This is a genomic window from Paenibacillus sp. PvP094, from assembly GCF_040546835.1.
Classification (GTDB): Bacteria; Bacillota; Bacilli; order Paenibacillales; family Paenibacillaceae; genus Paenibacillus; species Paenibacillus illinoisensis.
In genome coordinates this window covers 3,140,220-3,156,193 of record NZ_JBEPOM010000001.1, presented here as the reverse complement: position 1 = coordinate 3,156,193, position 15,974 = coordinate 3,140,220, and the positions used below count along the sequence as shown (strand labels likewise).

Below are 15,974 nucleotides of genomic sequence, written 5' to 3'. Positions count from 1 at the left end.
GATCATACGGGACTGATGCAGAAAGGAAGCCGAGTCATGAAAAATTTCGTCATTCTCGGGGGCGGCTATGGCGGCCTCACAATCATCAAGGAACTTCTGGAAGGCAAAATACCGTCAGATACACAAATCGTGTTGGTGGACCGAAGCCCCTTTCAAGGATTGAAGACTGAATATTACGCACTCGCAGCAGGTACCGTATCCGACTATGACCTGCGCATCCAATTTCCAGTCCATGAGAAAGTTACTTACCGTTATGGAGAAGTCACTTCGATTGATCTGGAACAGCGTCAGATTGAATTTGAAGGCCAGGATCCTTTGGAGTATGACAAGCTTGTCATCGGACTTGGCTGTACAGACCGTTTCCACAATACTCCGGGAGCGGAAGAATACAGCTGTACCATTCAAAGTTTTAGCAAAACGCGGGAAACCTACCTCCGTCTGAACGAAGTTAAAGCTTACGGACACGTGCATATTGTTGGCGGTGGCTTGAGCGGTGTCGAGATGGCTGCCGAACTAAGAGAGAGCAGACCCGATCTCAACATTAGTATTCTGGACCGCGGTGAGCGCGTATTATCGGCATTCCCGCAGCGATTGTCCGCTTACGTGCATGAATGGTTTAACGAACATCAGGTAGAGACACGCGGACATGTCGCCATCTCTCGTGTTGAAGGGAACGCTATCTATAACCGGGATGAAGAAATTCTGACGGATGCTGTAGTATGGACAGCCGGCATTCAACCCGTTAAAGTCGTGCAGGATCTCGACGTTACAAAGGACCCTCAGGGCCGGGTTGTACTGAATGAATATTATCAAATTCCCGAATACACAGATGTTTATGTTGTCGGTGACTGTGCCAGTGTACCTTATGCACCAAGCGGTCAGGCTGCAGAAGTACAGGGTGAACAGATCGCTCATATTCAGCATGCCCTCTGGAAAGGCGAAAAGCCCAACCCGCAGCCGCTCAAGCTCCGTGGCACGCTAGGTGCACTCGGCAAGAAGGCTGGGTTTGGGCTGATGGGCAAAACGTCCATGATGGGACGTGTACCTCGTATCTTGAAAAGCGGCGTGCTCTGGATGTCCAAGCGTCATCTCGGTTAGTCGAGATCCAGCTCATCCCAGGCATCGGCTTCGGCAATTTTGGCCAGAATGGCGTTATATAGATCTTCCACTTTGTCCGTGATGACAACCTCACCATTAACTAGTGCAAAAGGAGTCATATAACATTGGCCACAGTTGCTGAGGCAGCCGTATTCTATCACATCATAGTCTGGATTCTCTTCGAGTTGCTCCATGACTTCATCTGTGCCAAAATGCATATTGTTGGCACAAAATTCAATAATCGGTCTCATGTAGGTTCACCTGCTTTGTTTGACCATTTTAATTTACGGCCAATTGTAATATAATATATAGAGGAAAGGAGTTGAAAAATATGAGCGAAAACGCACAAAGCACCATGTATGATGAGGTATCTGACGTGCTTGACAAACTTCGTCCGTTCCTGCAGCGCGATGGCGGTGACGTGGAACTGGTCGACGTGGAGGACGGCATCGTTAAGCTGAAACTGGTCGGTGCCTGCGGCAGCTGCCCAAGCTCCACCATTACCTTAAAAGCCGGGATTGAACGCGCCCTTCTTGAAGAAGTTGACGGTGTCGAAGAAGTCGTACAAGTATTCTAATCAATCCTTCACGAAATAAACCTCAAGAGCCTTTCGCTTCAATTGAAGCGGAGGGCTCTTTTTTTGTGCGTTTCTCTAATGTCCCTCTTCACGCTGGATGGTTGGACGTATAGGATCGAGCCCGCCCGAAACATCCATAATGTTGCCTGTAATAAAATCGGAGTGATCCAGGCACAAATACGTAATCACCCGTGCAATATCTTCACCGCTCCCAGGACGTCCTCTCGGCGTCTCCTGATCGGTTATGCCAGCTAATTCATCAATGGTTTTTTCCTTATTGGCCCCCCGGATATCGCCCGGACACACCATATTCACCGTAATGCCGTAAGGAGCTTCCTCCACAGCAAGCGTCTTCGTAAAGGATACCAAACCTACCTTCGCAGCAGCGTAAACTGCACGATGAGGCCAAGATCGCGCCTCTCCCGCATGACTGAAACCAAAGTGAATAATTCGGCCCCACTTTTTGCGTCGCATCTCCGGAAGCACGCGTTGGTCCAGAAGCATGGGGCCAAGCAAGTTCCCTTGTACCAACATCTGAATCTCAGCCTCATTATAGTCTGCAAACAATCGGCGTTCGCGAACGAAAGGTCCTGCATTATTCACCAGGATATCAATACTGCCCAGCTCGACTTCAACCTGTTCTACCAACTTGGCGATGTCTTCCGTTTTGGAGATGTCTGCTTGAATGGCAATGCACTGTACACCTTTTGCTGTGATCTGGGCCTGAAGTGCCTCAGCTTCGATACGGCTGTGCACGTAATTCAAGGCAATATGGCATCCCTGATCTGCCAGACGGAGGGCCGTCATTTTCCCAAGACCTTTGGCACTTCCCGTTATGAGGGCAATCTTCCCCTTCACGTCCATCCCCCTCTTCAAAGAGCAGTCACTCATTCAGTATAAAAGATTTATCATCCCCTCACAACTTGCTTCTCCCTTTATCTAATAAATCCCTTTTAATCCAAAAATACCTTGATGAAAAACTGCTTTATATGTTAATGTCGATTAGGCTACAGAATCAACATTGAAGGCTTGATTAAAATACATAACGTTTGAAAGGGTCCCGAAATGAAGAACAGCAACCACGGTTTTATCACCTTCCTACTGGCGTTATTGCTAATCATTCCTTTAACACATCTCTTTGCTTCACCCCTCTTTGCTGCAAGCGAAACTTCTCCATCTCCTTATGAATATGACTGGATTGGTGGACCTGCTTCCGTCACCTTGGATAATAAGGCAACTCTTCAAATATTCAAGGATCATTCTTTTTTGGACAAATCCAACACTCAGCGTTCTATGCTAAACAGTGGTTCCAAACCTAATGGCAACGAAATTGGAAGTCTGTACAGCACCAGTGAGAATGGATCATGGTATGTGGTGTTTGAGTACGTCAAAACAGGGCATATCCATGATCACGATCAAAACTTAAATGCTGAAGAATTGTTAAGCAGTTACATCCAAGGCACAGAAGAAGAAAATAGGGAACTCGCTCCTGAAGATAAAATATCCATTACGGGGTGGGAAATTGAACCAACATATGACCCTACCAAGCGTCAATTGGTTTACTCCATTGGTTTCAAGGATGCTAATGAGCAAGCTATGGTCAATTACAATGTAAAGTTTCTGACACGTGAAGGGTACATTACGGCCATTCTTGTTACAGATCAACCTAGTTTTGAACAAAATCGCCTGGCATTTGAAGATGTGGTTCTGAACCAGCTTAGCGTTAACCCAGGGAACACCTACGAAGATTATGATGAATCAACGGACAAAACATCTACCGTGGGACTCAAAAGCATATTGGTAGGCGGGATCGGCTACACTGCCGGGCAAAAATTCAGTATTTTGCTTTTATTCAAAAAAGGGTGGTACGTTATTCTTCCTATCTTAATTATCCTAATCTGTTGGCTAAAATTCAGACGGAGGAAGCAAGGGACAAATGATGATACATTGTCCCCTAATGAAAAGGCCTATCTGCAAGAAGCAGATGAACAGCAGTATGCCGATCAGAATGAATTGACCTACTATAATCGGAAATCGGAGCACATATCTCCTGAAAATAAACAATAAGGATCATCTGCGTACACCAATCAATCCAAGAACAATAAAAAAACCGAGTAACTCTCAGGCAGAGAGGCTCGGTTTTTCGTACATTATTCAACTCAATTTCGAGTAGCATTGAATGGGCAATTTAGAATGCAGGCTCAACTGCACCTTGATAACGTTCCTTGATGAAGGTTTTAACTGCTTCGGAATTCAGGGCTGCAGCCAGCTTCTTGATGGCATCTGCATCCTTGTTGTCTTCACGGGCAACGAGAATATTAGCGTAAGGGTTGCCTTGCAAATCCTCGATGAGCAAAGAATCCTTCTCTGGGTTCAGGTTAGCTTCAAGTGCATAGTTGGCATTGATGAATACCAGATCCGCTTCATCCAGTTGACGAGGCATCATGGCTGCATCAAGCTCAATAATATTTAGGTTTTTCGGATTAGCTGTAATATCTTGAATGGTGGATGCAATGTCCGTATTGTCTTTCAGCGTAATGACTCCTTCTTTTGCAAGCAGCAGTAGTGCACGACCACCGTTGGACGGGTCATTTGGAATGGCTACTTTGGCGCCGTCCTGCAGCTCATCCAAGGATTTAATTTTTTTGGAGTACCCAGCAAAAGGTTCAACGTGGACAGGAGTTACAGTTACAAGGTTAAAACCACGTTCTTTGTTCTCAGTATCCAGGTAAGGTTGGTGTTGGAAAAAGTTTGCATCCAACTGTTTGTCCGCCAGTTGTTGGTTTGGTTGAACATAATCGTTGAACGTTACAACCTGCAAACGAATGCCTTGAGCTTCCAGCTCAGGTTTGATGCTCTCCAGAATTTCAGCATGCGGCGTAGGTGAAGCGCCGACTTTCAGTTCCACGGTACGCGGTGCGCCCGCTTCATTATCTGCGCCACTGTCGGAATCCTTGTTGTTTCCGCATGCAGCCAGTACCGCAATCAGCATCAAGCTTAGCAGTGCAAAAGACCATTTTTTCATGTGTAAAACCCCTTCTCCAATAAATTTTTTTGTTGCATCTTTACATTCATTCAGTATTGAATGGATGCAGTATGCTATATATGTGTTATTTCCGGGTGAACAGTTTAACCAGTTGATCGCCAAACATTTGCAGAACTTGTACGAGAATCACCATAAATGCAACGGAAATAATCATGATTTCATATTGGTAACGGAAGTATCCATAGTTAATCGCAAGCGTTCCGAGCCCGCCGCCGCCGACCATGCCAGCCATGGCAGTATAAGATACCAGAGTAACAATAGTGATCGTAATTCCCGCGAGAAGGCCAGGAAGCGCCTCAGGCAGCAGTACACGTCTTACAATCTGTCCGGTGGATGCTCCCATCGCCTGAGCGGCCTCGATGACGCCACGGTCTACTTCACGCAGCGTTGTCTCAACCAACCTTGCGAAGTAAGGAGCAGCTGCGATTACAAGCGGCGGTATGACGCCAAGCACCCCAGTGGCTGTACCGACGAGTGAACGTGTAAACGGAATGAGGGCAACAATCAGAATGATAAATGGTACTGATCTCAGAATATTCACAATAATGGATAACACGGTGTAGATTGTACGTGACTGGATGGAAGCCGATCTTGCTGTCATGAATAACAGCACACCCAGCGGCAATCCGATAATGATGGTGAACAAACCGGAAGCTCCCAGAATTTGCAGTGTTTCAATGGAGGCCTTACCGATCTCTTCCCAACGTACAGTTGAAAAATCCATATTAACGAAGCACCTCCACATCAAGCCCTTGCTCTTTCAATTCCTGCACAGTCCGGCTGATCGCATCCGTATCGCCTTCAAACCGCACGGTCAACTGACCATATGGAATCTGTTTGATCCTTGAGATCGTTCCTTGCAGAATGGCAAAGTCCACTCCGGTCTGACGAACGGTTCTCGATAGAATGGCTTCATACGTCTTCTCACCCAAAAACGAAATTTTGACCAATTGTGATCGGCCATCCTGCTCTACTGTTCCACCCGCATTCGCCAATGCTGCTTCTTCCAAGAGAAGCTCAGACTCGTGATCACGCTGCATGAAGTCACGCGTGATGGCATGCTGTGGTTTAAGGAAGACATCCGTTACAGGGCCTTGTTCCACAATTCCCCCCTGATGAATGACAGCAACTTGATCACAAATGCTCTGAATAACATGCATCTCATGCGTGATCAAAACAATCGTGAGATTGTATTTCTGATTGATGTCCAGCAGCAACTTCAGAATCGAAGCTGTCGTCTGCGGATCAAGGGCAGATGTTGCTTCGTCACACAGCAGAACGGAAGGATCGCTGGCAAGTGCCCGGGCGATACCAACTCTTTGTTTCTGTCCACCTGACAGCTGAGCTGGATATTTGCTGCTATGATGCTCCAATCCAACGAGAGTCAGCATCTCCTTCACCTTGCGGTCAATATCAGCTTTAGGTGTATTCACGAGCTTTAGTGGAAAAGCTACATTGTCATATACTGTAGCCGAGGATAACAGATTAAAGTGCTGAAATATCATGCCAATCTTGCGTCGCTGCTTCTGCAGCTCTGTCTTATGGAGACCAGTTAGGTTGACTCCATCTACCCATACCTCACCGGATGTTGGTCTTTCGAGCAGGTTGATACAACGGATCAATGTACTTTTCCCTGCACCGGAGTGTCCAATCACTCCGAATATTTCACCTTTACCGATCTTTAGATCCAAATCGGCTAGGGCTGTCGTTTGTTTTGAACCTCTGCCATACGTCTTGGTTAATCCTTTTAATTCGATCAATATGACTTCTCCTTCCCACCGCCTACATGTATCTTTACCCGAATGAAAGGAAAATTCCCCTCTGACATATAAAAAAGAGCCCTTTTGCAGAAACAAAAAGGGCTCTTCACGCGAAAGAATATACCTTCTCATCTGCCAAAATCGTGCTGTGCACCATTTTGTAGGAATTAGCACCTAACATCTATAATGTATGACTGGTTGTCATGTCGTTATAAATCGGTTGCCGGGCTTCATCGGGCCTGTCCCTCCGCCGCTCTCGATAAGAAATATTAAATTTATAAGTTCAGTGGTAAAATGTAAATGGTATGCATGTTAATTTCATGTAACGCTTAATTAGAAACTCAGTATAATCCAAGTATTCCGCTTTGTCAAAGGTAAATATTACACATTTATTTTGCCAGTTCTGACATGCCCTGCTTGTGCCACATTTTATTGATGTAACCATAAGCCGCTTTTAGCGTTTCACAAACCATATCCACGCCCTGACGCAATTCCTCCAGGTGCTGATCCAGATCTTCAAGCTTCACTTTCCCCTGCAACGTTTGATGAAGCTGCCACAGATCATCCTGCATCTCGGAATTCATGTAGTGAATCTCCATATTCCGACGTTTGCGCAGTTTGCTCATCGGTTCCCGGTATGCATCCTTAATCTTAATTAACTCAACAGCAAGATCATTATGCATTTTCGAATAGCCAAACTGTCTCATCACGGTGAAATACGAAAAATGGGATTTCACCTTGGATGTGTTCAGATTAAATATTTCATTTAAAACCGTGCCTGTCTTATCGAGAATCGCAAAACAACGAATGAACCCATCCTTGTAGAAGTACACGTATCGGGCGTACTCAGCCTTCTCCTCAATGGTCATATCATCGGTGGAGCCAGCCCTGACCTTCTGGCGGAAGTGGGAAGCAGCGAAGCAGGCCTGCTCCAGCTCGTCCAGTGAAGAAATTAATCCCTGCGTCCATACGTACAGTTTGCGATAATCGTGAGTCGGGTCCTGATTCAAATCCAGCTGTCGTTGTAAAAGTCCGAGTGTCTCCACCATGGACTCGATCGCTTCTTCCAATACGCCCTCATTCTGACGCGGCAATTCACCCAGCAACGTTCGCAGCATATACAGCCTCCTCTTTCCACTCTGCTGATCAATAAGATGATTTATAATATTAAACCTAATCGGAATCAGAGTAAACGTGTGGTCGCTGCAAACTTAGGGTGCCCTGACCCGCCTGACATCAAACAAAGTCCACCTGTCCAATGATGTGCATCATTGGATGATGGACTTGGCAATTTGGAGACCAGAACGACTGACTTTCGAGTGAAATTCTAGAACCGATCAGCCGGCCGATGAAGCTTGTACACCAGGAAACTCATATAGGTTAATATCCCGAACAATATGGCGATATCAAGCATATGAGCCAGAGCCACGAACATGTACACTTCCGGACGGCTGATGGTAAGCATCATGCCAAAACCGATCAGGACTTGGAGCAGAATGAGCACCACAGATACGACGCCCAATGCCCGAAGTTCCGTGTTATCCGGATGTTTACGATATGCATAATGCCCCAGGATCGCAATCACAATAACAAGGGAAGCAGCGGCTACACGGTGAGCAAACGCTACGGCCACGCCACCAGAAAGTTCAGGTATAATCTGGCCGTTACAGAGCGGGAAGCCTGAGCAGCCCCCAGCTGAGTCGGTATGGCTTACAAAGGCCCCTGTGTATACCACAAGATACGTGTAGATGGTTGAGAACCATACCAGGTTGCGGAAGTTTTTGCTGACCCGCGGGTATTTGTTCAACCTTTCAAGACCACCATGACGAGCCTCCTGCCTAATACCGAGAGCCATCATCAGGGAACTGGCAAAGGCAATCAGGGCAAAACCGAAGTGCAGCGCCATGACCGCCGATGATTGGGAGAAGACGACGGCAAAAGCTCCCATAATCCCCTGGATAATGACAAAGATCAACGTTAAGAATGAAAACAACTGCAGATCACGACGTGATTTGCCATATCGTAGAAATGCAACAAAAGAGGCAACGGAAAGCAATCCAGCCAATGCGCTTACCGCGCGATGCGAATATTCAATCAGTGAGGCTACAGTATGTGCAGGAACGAGTTTACCGTTACATAAAGGCCACTCCGTGCCGCACCCCAGTCCGGATTCCGTCTTGGTAACGACCCCACCGCCGAACGTAGCCAGGAACATAACAAGACAAGTTAATACGGTTAACCATTTAAACAAGGTTAAGTGCTTCAATTTTTTCTCACCCGCTGTTGGTTTAAGATGGCGAAGAACGATCTCTCCGCTTGTTTCGATACTTTGACACTTATTTCACAACTAAATTCATTATACCGGATAAAAGTGTCATTGACGCCTCGCTTTGTGACAAAATGTTAACGTCTGTCGACAGAATGACCAACAAGTCATCCCCTTATATGTACCTTTTTATTGTCCCCTGAAAAAGCAAAAAATAAAAACGCCATTTCCTCTTTTCAAGAGGAACGGCGCCAATTAGAATTCACAGACGAATTCGCCCGTGCCTTCCTTTATTTATGAATCGTATTGTACACTTCAACCGCACGCTGCAAAAATTGTTCAATCTCTTCTCTCGACTTGCGAAGTTTGTTCACGTAGCGAACAAGTTCGCGACCATCGGTGTATGCAACAAAGCTTGGAATACCCAAAATATTTTGTTCCTCACTAACGGTGCCCACCTGATCTACATCGACCTCAACCAGTGTCAAATCGCGAGCAAATTTTTCCTCGACCTCAGGCATAAACGGATCAATGTACTTGCAGTCTCCGCACCAATCTGCCTTAAATACCGCTATGGTAAGCCGAGGAGATTGAATGGCCACATCAAACGCAGGTTTGGATGTAATCTGTTCCATGACAACATCTTCCTTTCTGTACCTTGTCTTATCCTTAGTGAAGCAAATTGCCGAGTGGAAGTCAAATATTCAGCACATACTTATTTTAAAACCAACCCTGATGAAAGGATGACAGGCGATGACTTCCACCCGAAACGATGCTGTATCCCCTGATTCGCTCTTTCGTATTGTTCGTTCCATTCCTGGAGCCGCCAGAGAAGTATGGCGTGGTAAACAGGCCGCTTGGAAGGCTTCGGCGCAGCTTCGTCATCCTTCACGAGATTTGGCTTGGGAAGCTGAAATGGCTGAGACGCTGAAGGGGGAGATTGAACGGCTGTTACCCGTTACGGAGACGGCTTCTACCCGACATGCCAAAAGCGCCCCATTATGTGAAGAGGATTGCATCATTCTGGAAGAAATTAAAACGCTAACGGTAGAAAATAATCGAAGCAATATCACGCGTACAGCAGCCTATTTGGCATGTTATGACCAATATCCCGAACTGCATTGGGCCTTGCTTGCCCACATGGTTTCCCGCAATGGTGGTTATCATATGACCGATCTGCAGAGCAACCTTATGCATAATCTGCAAAACCAGACGGATCGGGAACATATGTATCGGTTGCTTGAACGTTGTAATGCACTCATTTTCCAGGATGCCTATCCTCAGCTTCTGCTCTACATGAACAGCAGGCGAATCGGGCGAAGCTGCTTTCACCTGCTATCCCATTTTCACGTATCGGCGTTCATGACACCCATCTGGGAGCGGTTCTGGTTGGAACGATGCAGCTCCCTGCTTAGTGTGGCGTTAATTATTAATGAGCAGAACTATATTGAGAGCCGGGTCGTACAGCATCCTTATTTTCAAAAAGAAGTACTCTCCAAGCCTGCATTTCACCTGCACAACCTCGCCGGGCTTAATCATATTGTGTTTCCCCTTGGGCGCGGAAAAGGACTCGCCGGGAGGGTAATCGAACATTTTGGCAAGCTGGATGAGCGAATCATGTTTGGCAAAAGCCTGTACGCCATGCTGTTTGGCATTGAGCAAGTGTACACACAAGTGTTAGAGTTTGCCCGTTCGGTTCCCCACAGAGGCTCACGTGCCGAATATTGGCCGGGTCTATTCACAACGAGCTTGGAGGGGGCAGCAGACTCGAAATTCTATACTCAGGAACTGCTGGAACACGAATGGATGCCAGAAGGTGGGCGATTATACAGTCCAGAGCTGCTCGCCGTATGGAAAGACACGCCTTATGAACCGATCACCAGACAGGACTGGCTGCAAAATCGGGATAGTCTTGGACACCTCAGTGCACCGCGTCGTCCCTGGTTATTTGAAATGAGCCATGAACACCGATATGGGATGCTCAAAACGGCCGTTGCCCATGATGCCAAGACATTGCTGCATTAAGTGACCTAGAGTACGGTTTTCTCGAATCGGCTGTCAGCAGTTCATCTTGTACGATTTCAAAATAAAAAGCCCTGCCCACTTAAGCAGCAGACAGAGCTTGTACTTATTTTTTAAATGTTTAGCATCAACCTATGCCCGCTGACCCGTACCACGCTGAAGACGCATGAGCGGCCGCAGTACCTTTTGCAAAATACGCGGATAGCTGCCAAGTTCATCTCTGCGCAATACGCGAAGAATGACAAGCATGACCAGGTATACGACCACAACGAGCGCACCGACAACCAGGCAGGTCATGAGGAAGGATACACGTGCTGGCAGGAATAAACCAAAGAGCCAATTGCCAGCCCAGTTTGCACCGAAACCAATACCTGCAGCAAGCAGGACAGTTACCACGAAGCCAACCCAGCGTTCACCCATGATCGAGAAGGTTACGATTTTTCTCAGTACTCGCAGGTTCAGATACGTAATCACCAGGAAACATAATGCTGTTGCAATAATGATCCCATAGATGCCGAATATCGGAGCCAGAATCAAACTTGCTACAAATTTAACGATAATCCCTGCAGCTACACTGATCATTGTAATCCGCGGTTTACCAACTCCAAGCAGAATGGAGTTGGTTGTCATCATCGTAATTTGGAAAATGGTACCGAAGGTCAGCAAGGTAATGATGGGAGTCCCATCTGGCGTACTGAACAGTAATCCATTCACCGAATAGGCTGCCGCACAAAGGGCAATGACGATCGGCATCCCTGTCAAAATCGAAATGCGCATGGCCAGCGTAATTTGATTCTGGAGATGGGCTTCATCTTTGCGTGCAAAGGCTGCCGAAATGACAGGCACGAGCGATTGGCTAAGCGCAATGGCCAGAATCGGCGGGATTCCCGCAATACTTTGCGCCTTCGCACCGAGGATCGCCAGCACCCCTGTTGCCTCTTCCAAACCAATACGACCGCTGAGCAGCGGAACCACAAGTGATGAATCGATAAAGTTAATCGCCGGAACCGCAAGGGACGATAACACTATGGGAATCGACAGTTTGAAGATATCACTGTATATCCCTCGCATTGGCAGCTGCTCTGCACGAACAACCTCCAGCTGGGCTGCACGATCACTACGGCGCAGCTTCAAGGTGAAGTAGAGCATGACGGCAAAGGCGCCGATACTTCCTAGCACCCCACCGAATGAAGCTCCTGCAGCAATCGTTCTGTCATCATAATTCCATTGCAGCATAACATATGCCACGATAATGGCTGTACCAACCCGGGCAAACTGCTCTACGATCTGAGATATACCGCCTGCCGTCATATTGCCGCGTCCCTGGAAGTAACCACGCATCATGGCAATGGCCGGGAAGAGCAGCAGTGCCGGAGCCAGGGCCCGAATCGCACTAACAGCCTCCGGTACCTTGGATACATACGTTGCATAATAAGGCGCTGCAAACCACAGTAAGGCTGACATGACAACCCCGGCTACCGCAGCAAAAATCAAGGCAGCCTTATAAATTTGCTGTGCTTCTCCTGCGCGCCCCAGCGCGTAGCGTTCAGACACCATCTTGCTGAGCGTGCTGGGAATTCCCGCCGTTGCGACGGTTAACAGCATTAAGTATACCGTATTGGAGATGGTAAACGATGCGTTACCGATATCGCCAAGGATATGCTCCAGCGGTACCCGCTGCACAAGACCAAGTACTCTGGCAATGAGTGCAGCGGCCGCCAGGATGAGCGTACCCTTAATGAATGTTTCCTTCTTAGACAAACTAATTCCCCTTCTTTCCCCCACACGGACGTGCATCTGGTTGAAGCCCATCCCGAACGTCTATGCGAATCTTGCTACCCAGATAATAAACAGAACAATCATGACGATTTGCAAAATAATTTTCATTACCGTACTGGTGAACAGACCAACGACGGAACCGAACCCGACCTTTGTAGCCTTGGAAGGTGATGATCCGCCGATTAATTCCCCGATAAATGCACCAATAAATGGCCCCAGCACCAACCCGAATGCGGGGATGACAAATGGACCAATAATGACACCAATCGTACTTAGGGTTGTAGATAGCTTGGAGCCTCCGAACTTCTTGACCCCCCATGCACTAACCACATAATCCGCTACGAACAGGACCACCACAATTAGAATCTGGAAAATCCAGAACCATACACCAAACGGATCGAAACTGAAGAACCAGCCATAGACCAGAAACGCGAAAAAGATCGCTATAGCTCCAGGCAGTATCGGGTATACCGTTCCGGCCATTCCCACTGCAAACAAAAGCACAATTAAAATCCAGCCAACGGTTGCAAGCAAAGGTTATTCCCCCTTCAAAATGTGTTCTCGAATGACTTCCACAATACCATCTTCATTGTTGCTCGCTACAATCAGATCAGCGGCTTCCTTCACTTGTTCCTGTGCGTTCCCCATGGCAACACCCAGACCTACCGCCTCGATTACGGCCAGATCGTTCAGGCTGTCTCCCACTGCCACGACTTCGGACATTTCTATGCCCAGCAGTTTGCAGACCTCAGCCACGCCACTCGCTTTTGAAATGCCTGCCGGGTTAATCTCGATATTAACAGGTGAGGAATTCGTCATTTGAAGGCCTCCCAGCTGCTGCAGTTCCATCATGATCTGATGACGAACTTCATCATCTTCCGTATTGAAACCAAACTTCAGCCATTCCAGATCTTCAATATTTTCTGTCCAACGCTCACGGTTGAACAGCTCCTCTACGGAATATGCCCAGTACCAGCTGTTATATTTCTCGCCAATCTCCTGCATGGTACGGATCAGGGCCGGGTCCATCAGATGACGAATGTGCAGGTCATGTGGAGCTTTCCAGACTTCACTGCCATTCACCGTGACCATCGGCGTTTCCAGTCCAAGCTGTACCGCGTACGGCATCGCATGGAATACAGCTCTTCCTGTGGACAGGCACACATGCACCCCCCGCCGGATGGCAATCTGTATCCACTTGGCGGTTTCCTGGGTAATTTCATGATTATCGTTGAGCAATGTCCCGTCCATATCCAGCGCCAGCAATTTGTATTTAAGTTCACTCATGCAGTATTCCTCCTCGGTTGTCTCTCTACTTCTCTCTATCCAACTATTCTCTCACAAAAAGACCGCCCGGTATCCGCAGGAGGCGGACGCTCCGGACGTCACAGCTAACGACATTTTACCACAGATCATCCAGATGCAACAAAATAACGGTCAATCCAAATAACGATATGAAGGCAGACAAGATCATATGCACTTATGTGCTGGAGCAGATCGAGGGAAATCCTCATCTATATGGATGTCATACCCGATATCACACATCCCAAACAGCAAAAACCGCCTGCGTATGCAGACGGTTGTTATCTAGTTCTAACGTGTCGCGAATTTACGACGAGCGTAGCGGAGGATAATGCCATGTTTCGGAGAGAGCAAGAGTGCCAAAACAAACAGAATTCCAGCTACCGCCACCATGCAGCCTGCAATGGAAGCATCCAATGCATATGCCATCATATATCCCCCAACAGAGGAAGCAGCCCCCACCAGTACGCTGTACAAAATCATTTTTCCCAATCGATCCGTGAGCAGATAAGCTGTCGCCGCGGGAACAATCAACATGCCCACCACGAGGATGGACCCCACACTTTCAAAGGAAGCCACGGACGTCATGGATACAAGCCCCATGAGCAGGTAATGGAACAATACGACCGGAATACCGCAGGCAGCTGCCAGCGCCGGATCGAAGGCACACAGTTTGAACTGTTTATAGAACAGTCCGATAACAATCAGGATGACCAGGAGCGTAATACCCAGCATCCAAACGGCCCTTGGCCCGACATCCGTACCCCCAAGTGTTAACGTATCCCACTGAACGTAGGCAATCTCACCAAAGAGCACACAGTCCAGGTCCAGATCAATATGCTGGGCATTCAGACTGATCAGAATGACACCGACAGCAAAGAGTGCAGTGAATACAATGCCAATGGACGCATCGGAAGACAGTCCTCCGGCCTGCAGGCTTTGAATGAAGAATACCGTTAATAGACCGAAAATAGTGGCTCCAAGCAGCATCCATAAGGAATCCCTGGAACCGCTCCATAGAAAAGCAATGGCAATCCCGGGAAGCACAGCATGGCTGATGGCATCCCCAACCAATGCCATTCGCCGCAAGATAAGGAAACATCCGAGAATGGCGCATGCGGACGAAACAAGTACAGCCGTTAATATGATCCAAAATGTAGCCATTATAGCTCCCCCCGTTCCTGCTGTGTTCCTTGGGCGGAAAGCGTCTGAAGCGTAGCACGCTCTTCTCGAAGATAAGCCGATTTGGCCTGCATGCTTCGCAAACGGCGAGCCAGTAAACCCCGACGCGGAGCAAGCAGCGCCGAGCCGGCAAACAATACCGTAGCCGCAAGGACCGTCACAGGTCCTGTCGGTAGATTAGGAACGAGCGTGCTGAAGATGGTGCCCGTGGCACCACTCAGAGCACCAAATATGCCTGCGAGCAGCACCATAAGTGCAAGTGAATCCGTCCAGCAGCGCGCTGCTGCCGCAGGAGTCACAAGTAAGGCAGCAACAAGAACAACTCCGACCGCCTGAATTCCCGCTACAACCGCGATGACTGTCAGCAGCAATATCAGCTGTTCCAGCATTGCTACAGGCAGCCCCATGCCCCGGGCGAATCCGGGATCAAAGCTCACAAGCTTGAATTCCTTGAACCAGACCAGACAGGCAATGAGTAAAACGAGACAGACACCGCCCATGACGTATACATCGGTCATCACCATGGAGGCCGCCTGACCAAACAAATATTTATCGAGCCCGCTTTGACTTCCGCTGGCCCCATGCTGGATGCGTGTCAGCATGACTACACCGATGCCGAAGAATACCGTCAGCACAATCCCCATCGCTGCATCCTGCTTAATCCGTGAATATCGGGTAATCCAGGATATCCCGAAGGTCGCAATGATTCCTGCAGCGAGTGCACCAAACAGAAAGAGACCTACGGACTTGGTTTCCGTCAACATAAAAGCAATACAAATCCCTGGCAATGCCGCATGTGCCAGTGTATCGCCCATCAAACTTTGGCGGCGCAAAAATGTAAATGAACCAATAATGCCACTGCTGAACCCGAGCAACAAACAGCCAAGCAAAATCCAGCGTGTGTTGGGGTCAGACAGAATGGAAAGGATCCAGTTCCCCATT

The 15,974-nt window shown here is 47.9% G+C and carries 17 protein-coding genes and 1 riboswitch; of the genes, 4 read left to right on the top strand and 13 right to left on the bottom strand.

The window, feature by feature from the left end; genetic code table 11:
- Window positions 1-36: 36 nt before the first annotated feature.
- Window positions 37-1,098 carry an NAD(P)/FAD-dependent oxidoreductase gene (locus ABIC22_RS14620; RefSeq protein WP_127538917.1) on the top strand — a complete coding sequence of 354 codons (1,062 nt, stop codon included), beginning with the start codon at window positions 37-39 and terminating at the stop codon, window positions 1,096-1,098.
- On the opposite strand, the gene ABIC22_RS14615 is transcribed toward ABIC22_RS14620, so the two are convergent.
- A complete protein-coding gene (locus ABIC22_RS14615; protein WP_095361258.1) occupies window positions 1,095-1,349 on the bottom strand; it encodes a YuzB family protein in 255 nt (84 codons plus the stop codon). The two genes, ABIC22_RS14620 and ABIC22_RS14615, sit on opposite strands and share 4 nt — an antisense overlap.
- Window positions 1,350-1,429: 80 nt before the next feature.
- On the opposite strand from ABIC22_RS14615, the gene ABIC22_RS14610 reads away from it, so the two are divergent.
- On the top strand, window positions 1,430-1,675 hold the full coding sequence (locus ABIC22_RS14610) for a NifU family protein (protein WP_062324083.1): 246 nt from the start codon (window positions 1,430-1,432) through the stop codon (window positions 1,673-1,675).
- A gap of 75 nt (window positions 1,676-1,750) precedes the next feature.
- Here ABIC22_RS14610 and ABIC22_RS14605 read toward each other — a convergent pair whose 3' ends face one another.
- A complete protein-coding gene (locus tag ABIC22_RS14605; protein WP_354481685.1) occupies window positions 1,751-2,533 on the bottom strand; it encodes an SDR family oxidoreductase in 783 nt (260 codons plus the stop codon).
- A gap of 207 nt (window positions 2,534-2,740) precedes the next feature.
- Here ABIC22_RS14605 and ABIC22_RS14600 point away from each other — a divergent pair, with 207 nt between their 5' ends.
- Complete coding sequence (locus ABIC22_RS14600; protein WP_354481682.1) at window positions 2,741-3,742, top strand: DUF2167 domain-containing protein; 1,002 nt, start codon at window positions 2,741-2,743, stop codon at window positions 3,740-3,742.
- A 121-nt stretch (window positions 3,743-3,863) separates the two neighbouring features.
- Here ABIC22_RS14600 and ABIC22_RS14595 read toward each other — a convergent pair whose 3' ends face one another.
- The 6 genes from ABIC22_RS14595 to ABIC22_RS14570 form a co-directional block, all read right to left on the bottom strand.
- Entirely contained in the window at window positions 3,864-4,700 is an 837-nt protein-coding gene (locus ABIC22_RS14595; RefSeq protein WP_127538913.1) for a MetQ/NlpA family ABC transporter substrate-binding protein, read from the bottom strand.
- An 85-nt stretch (window positions 4,701-4,785) separates the two neighbouring features.
- Window positions 4,786-5,445, bottom strand: a complete 660-nt coding sequence (locus tag ABIC22_RS14590; RefSeq protein WP_170948264.1) for a methionine ABC transporter permease — start codon at window positions 5,443-5,445, stop codon at window positions 4,786-4,788.
- A 1-nt stretch (window position 5,446) separates the two neighbouring features.
- Window positions 5,447-6,481 (bottom strand): methionine ABC transporter ATP-binding protein, encoded by a 1,035-nt coding sequence (locus ABIC22_RS14585; RefSeq protein ID WP_354481677.1) that lies wholly within the window; start codon window positions 6,479-6,481, stop codon window positions 5,447-5,449.
- A 125-nt stretch (window positions 6,482-6,606) separates the two neighbouring features.
- Window positions 6,607-6,747, bottom strand: a riboswitch (SAM riboswitch).
- Between the two features lie 123 nt (window positions 6,748-6,870).
- A complete protein-coding gene (locus ABIC22_RS14580) occupies window positions 6,871-7,599 on the bottom strand; it encodes a Cthe_2314 family HEPN domain-containing protein (protein WP_127538911.1) in 729 nt (242 codons plus the stop codon).
- Window positions 7,600-7,808: 209 nt separating this feature from the next.
- The gene (locus tag ABIC22_RS14575) at window positions 7,809-8,747 is read right to left on the bottom strand and encodes a COX15/CtaA family protein (RefSeq protein ID WP_127538910.1); all 939 of its coding nucleotides are present in this window, start codon (window positions 8,745-8,747) and stop codon (window positions 7,809-7,811) included.
- A 290-nt stretch (window positions 8,748-9,037) separates the two neighbouring features.
- Complete coding sequence (locus tag ABIC22_RS14570; RefSeq protein ID WP_354481673.1) at window positions 9,038-9,382, bottom strand: thioredoxin family protein; 345 nt, start codon at window positions 9,380-9,382, stop codon at window positions 9,038-9,040.
- A 118-nt stretch (window positions 9,383-9,500) separates the two neighbouring features.
- Between ABIC22_RS14570 and ABIC22_RS14565 the strand changes: the two genes are divergently transcribed.
- Window positions 9,501-10,772: a DUF2515 family protein gene (locus tag ABIC22_RS14565; protein ID WP_354481670.1), complete on the top strand. Its 1,272-nt coding sequence runs from the start codon at window positions 9,501-9,503 to the stop codon at window positions 10,770-10,772.
- Between the two features lie 129 nt (window positions 10,773-10,901).
- Here ABIC22_RS14565 and ABIC22_RS14560 read toward each other — a convergent pair whose 3' ends face one another.
- The 5 genes from ABIC22_RS14560 to ABIC22_RS14540 all read right to left on the bottom strand — a co-directional run bounded on the left by ABIC22_RS14560 (window position 10,902) and on the right by ABIC22_RS14540 (window position 15,973).
- On the bottom strand, window positions 10,902-12,530 hold the full coding sequence (locus tag ABIC22_RS14560; RefSeq protein WP_127538907.1) for a putative polysaccharide biosynthesis protein: 1,629 nt from the start codon (window positions 12,528-12,530) through the stop codon (window positions 10,902-10,904).
- 60 nt (window positions 12,531-12,590) lie between these two features.
- Window positions 12,591-13,031 (bottom strand): DUF456 domain-containing protein, encoded by a 441-nt coding sequence (locus tag ABIC22_RS14555; RefSeq protein WP_095292156.1) that lies wholly within the window; start codon window positions 13,029-13,031, stop codon window positions 12,591-12,593.
- 54 nt (window positions 13,032-13,085) lie between these two features.
- Window positions 13,086-13,835 (bottom strand): Cof-type HAD-IIB family hydrolase, encoded by a 750-nt coding sequence (locus tag ABIC22_RS14550; protein ID WP_095361248.1) that lies wholly within the window; start codon window positions 13,833-13,835, stop codon window positions 13,086-13,088.
- 306 nt (window positions 13,836-14,141) lie between these two features.
- A complete protein-coding gene (locus ABIC22_RS14545) occupies window positions 14,142-15,014 on the bottom strand; it encodes a metal ABC transporter permease (RefSeq protein WP_153979903.1) in 873 nt (290 codons plus the stop codon).
- Window positions 15,014-15,973 (bottom strand): iron chelate uptake ABC transporter family permease subunit, encoded by a 960-nt coding sequence (locus tag ABIC22_RS14540; RefSeq protein ID WP_154896420.1) that lies wholly within the window; start codon window positions 15,971-15,973, stop codon window positions 15,014-15,016. The genes ABIC22_RS14545 and ABIC22_RS14540 overlap by 1 nt, the downstream gene beginning before the upstream one ends.
- Window position 15,974 lies beyond the last annotated feature (1 nt).

What these genes read in the sequence shown, in the direction of transcription:
- ABIC22_RS14620 (WP_127538917.1), top strand. Translation starts at nt 37, where the DNA reads ATGAAAAATTTCGTCATTCTCGGGGGCGGCTATGGCGGCCTCACAATC.
- ABIC22_RS14615 (WP_095361258.1), bottom strand. Translation starts at nt 1,349, where the DNA reads ATGAGACCGATTATTGAATTTTGTGCCAACAATATGCATTTTGGCACA.
- ABIC22_RS14610 (WP_062324083.1), top strand. Translation starts at nt 1,430, where the DNA reads ATGAGCGAAAACGCACAAAGCACCATGTATGATGAGGTATCTGACGTG.
- ABIC22_RS14600 (WP_354481682.1), top strand. Translation starts at nt 2,741, where the DNA reads ATGAAGAACAGCAACCACGGTTTTATCACCTTCCTACTGGCGTTATTG.
- ABIC22_RS14595 (WP_127538913.1), bottom strand. Translation starts at nt 4,700, where the DNA reads ATGAAAAAATGGTCTTTTGCACTGCTAAGCTTGATGCTGATTGCGGTA.
- ABIC22_RS14590 (WP_170948264.1), bottom strand. Translation starts at nt 5,445, where the DNA reads ATGGATTTTTCAACTGTACGTTGGGAAGAGATCGGTAAGGCCTCCATT.
- ABIC22_RS14580 (WP_127538911.1), bottom strand. Translation starts at nt 7,599, where the DNA reads ATGCTGCGAACGTTGCTGGGTGAATTGCCGCGTCAGAATGAGGGCGTA.
- ABIC22_RS14570 (WP_354481673.1), bottom strand. Translation starts at nt 9,382, where the DNA reads ATGGAACAGATTACATCCAAACCTGCGTTTGATGTGGCCATTCAATCT.
- ABIC22_RS14565 (WP_354481670.1), top strand. Translation starts at nt 9,501, where the DNA reads ATGACTTCCACCCGAAACGATGCTGTATCCCCTGATTCGCTCTTTCGT.
- ABIC22_RS14555 (WP_095292156.1), bottom strand. Translation starts at nt 13,031, where the DNA reads ATGGCCGGAACGGTATACCCGATACTGCCTGGAGCTATAGCGATCTTT.
- ABIC22_RS14550 (WP_095361248.1), bottom strand. Translation starts at nt 13,835, where the DNA reads ATGAGTGAACTTAAATACAAATTGCTGGCGCTGGATATGGACGGGACA.
- ABIC22_RS14545 (WP_153979903.1), bottom strand. Translation starts at nt 15,014, where the DNA reads ATGGCTACATTTTGGATCATATTAACGGCTGTACTTGTTTCGTCCGCA.
- ABIC22_RS14540 (WP_154896420.1), bottom strand. Translation starts at nt 15,973, where the DNA reads ATGGGGAACTGGATCCTTTCCATTCTGTCTGACCCCAACACACGCTGG.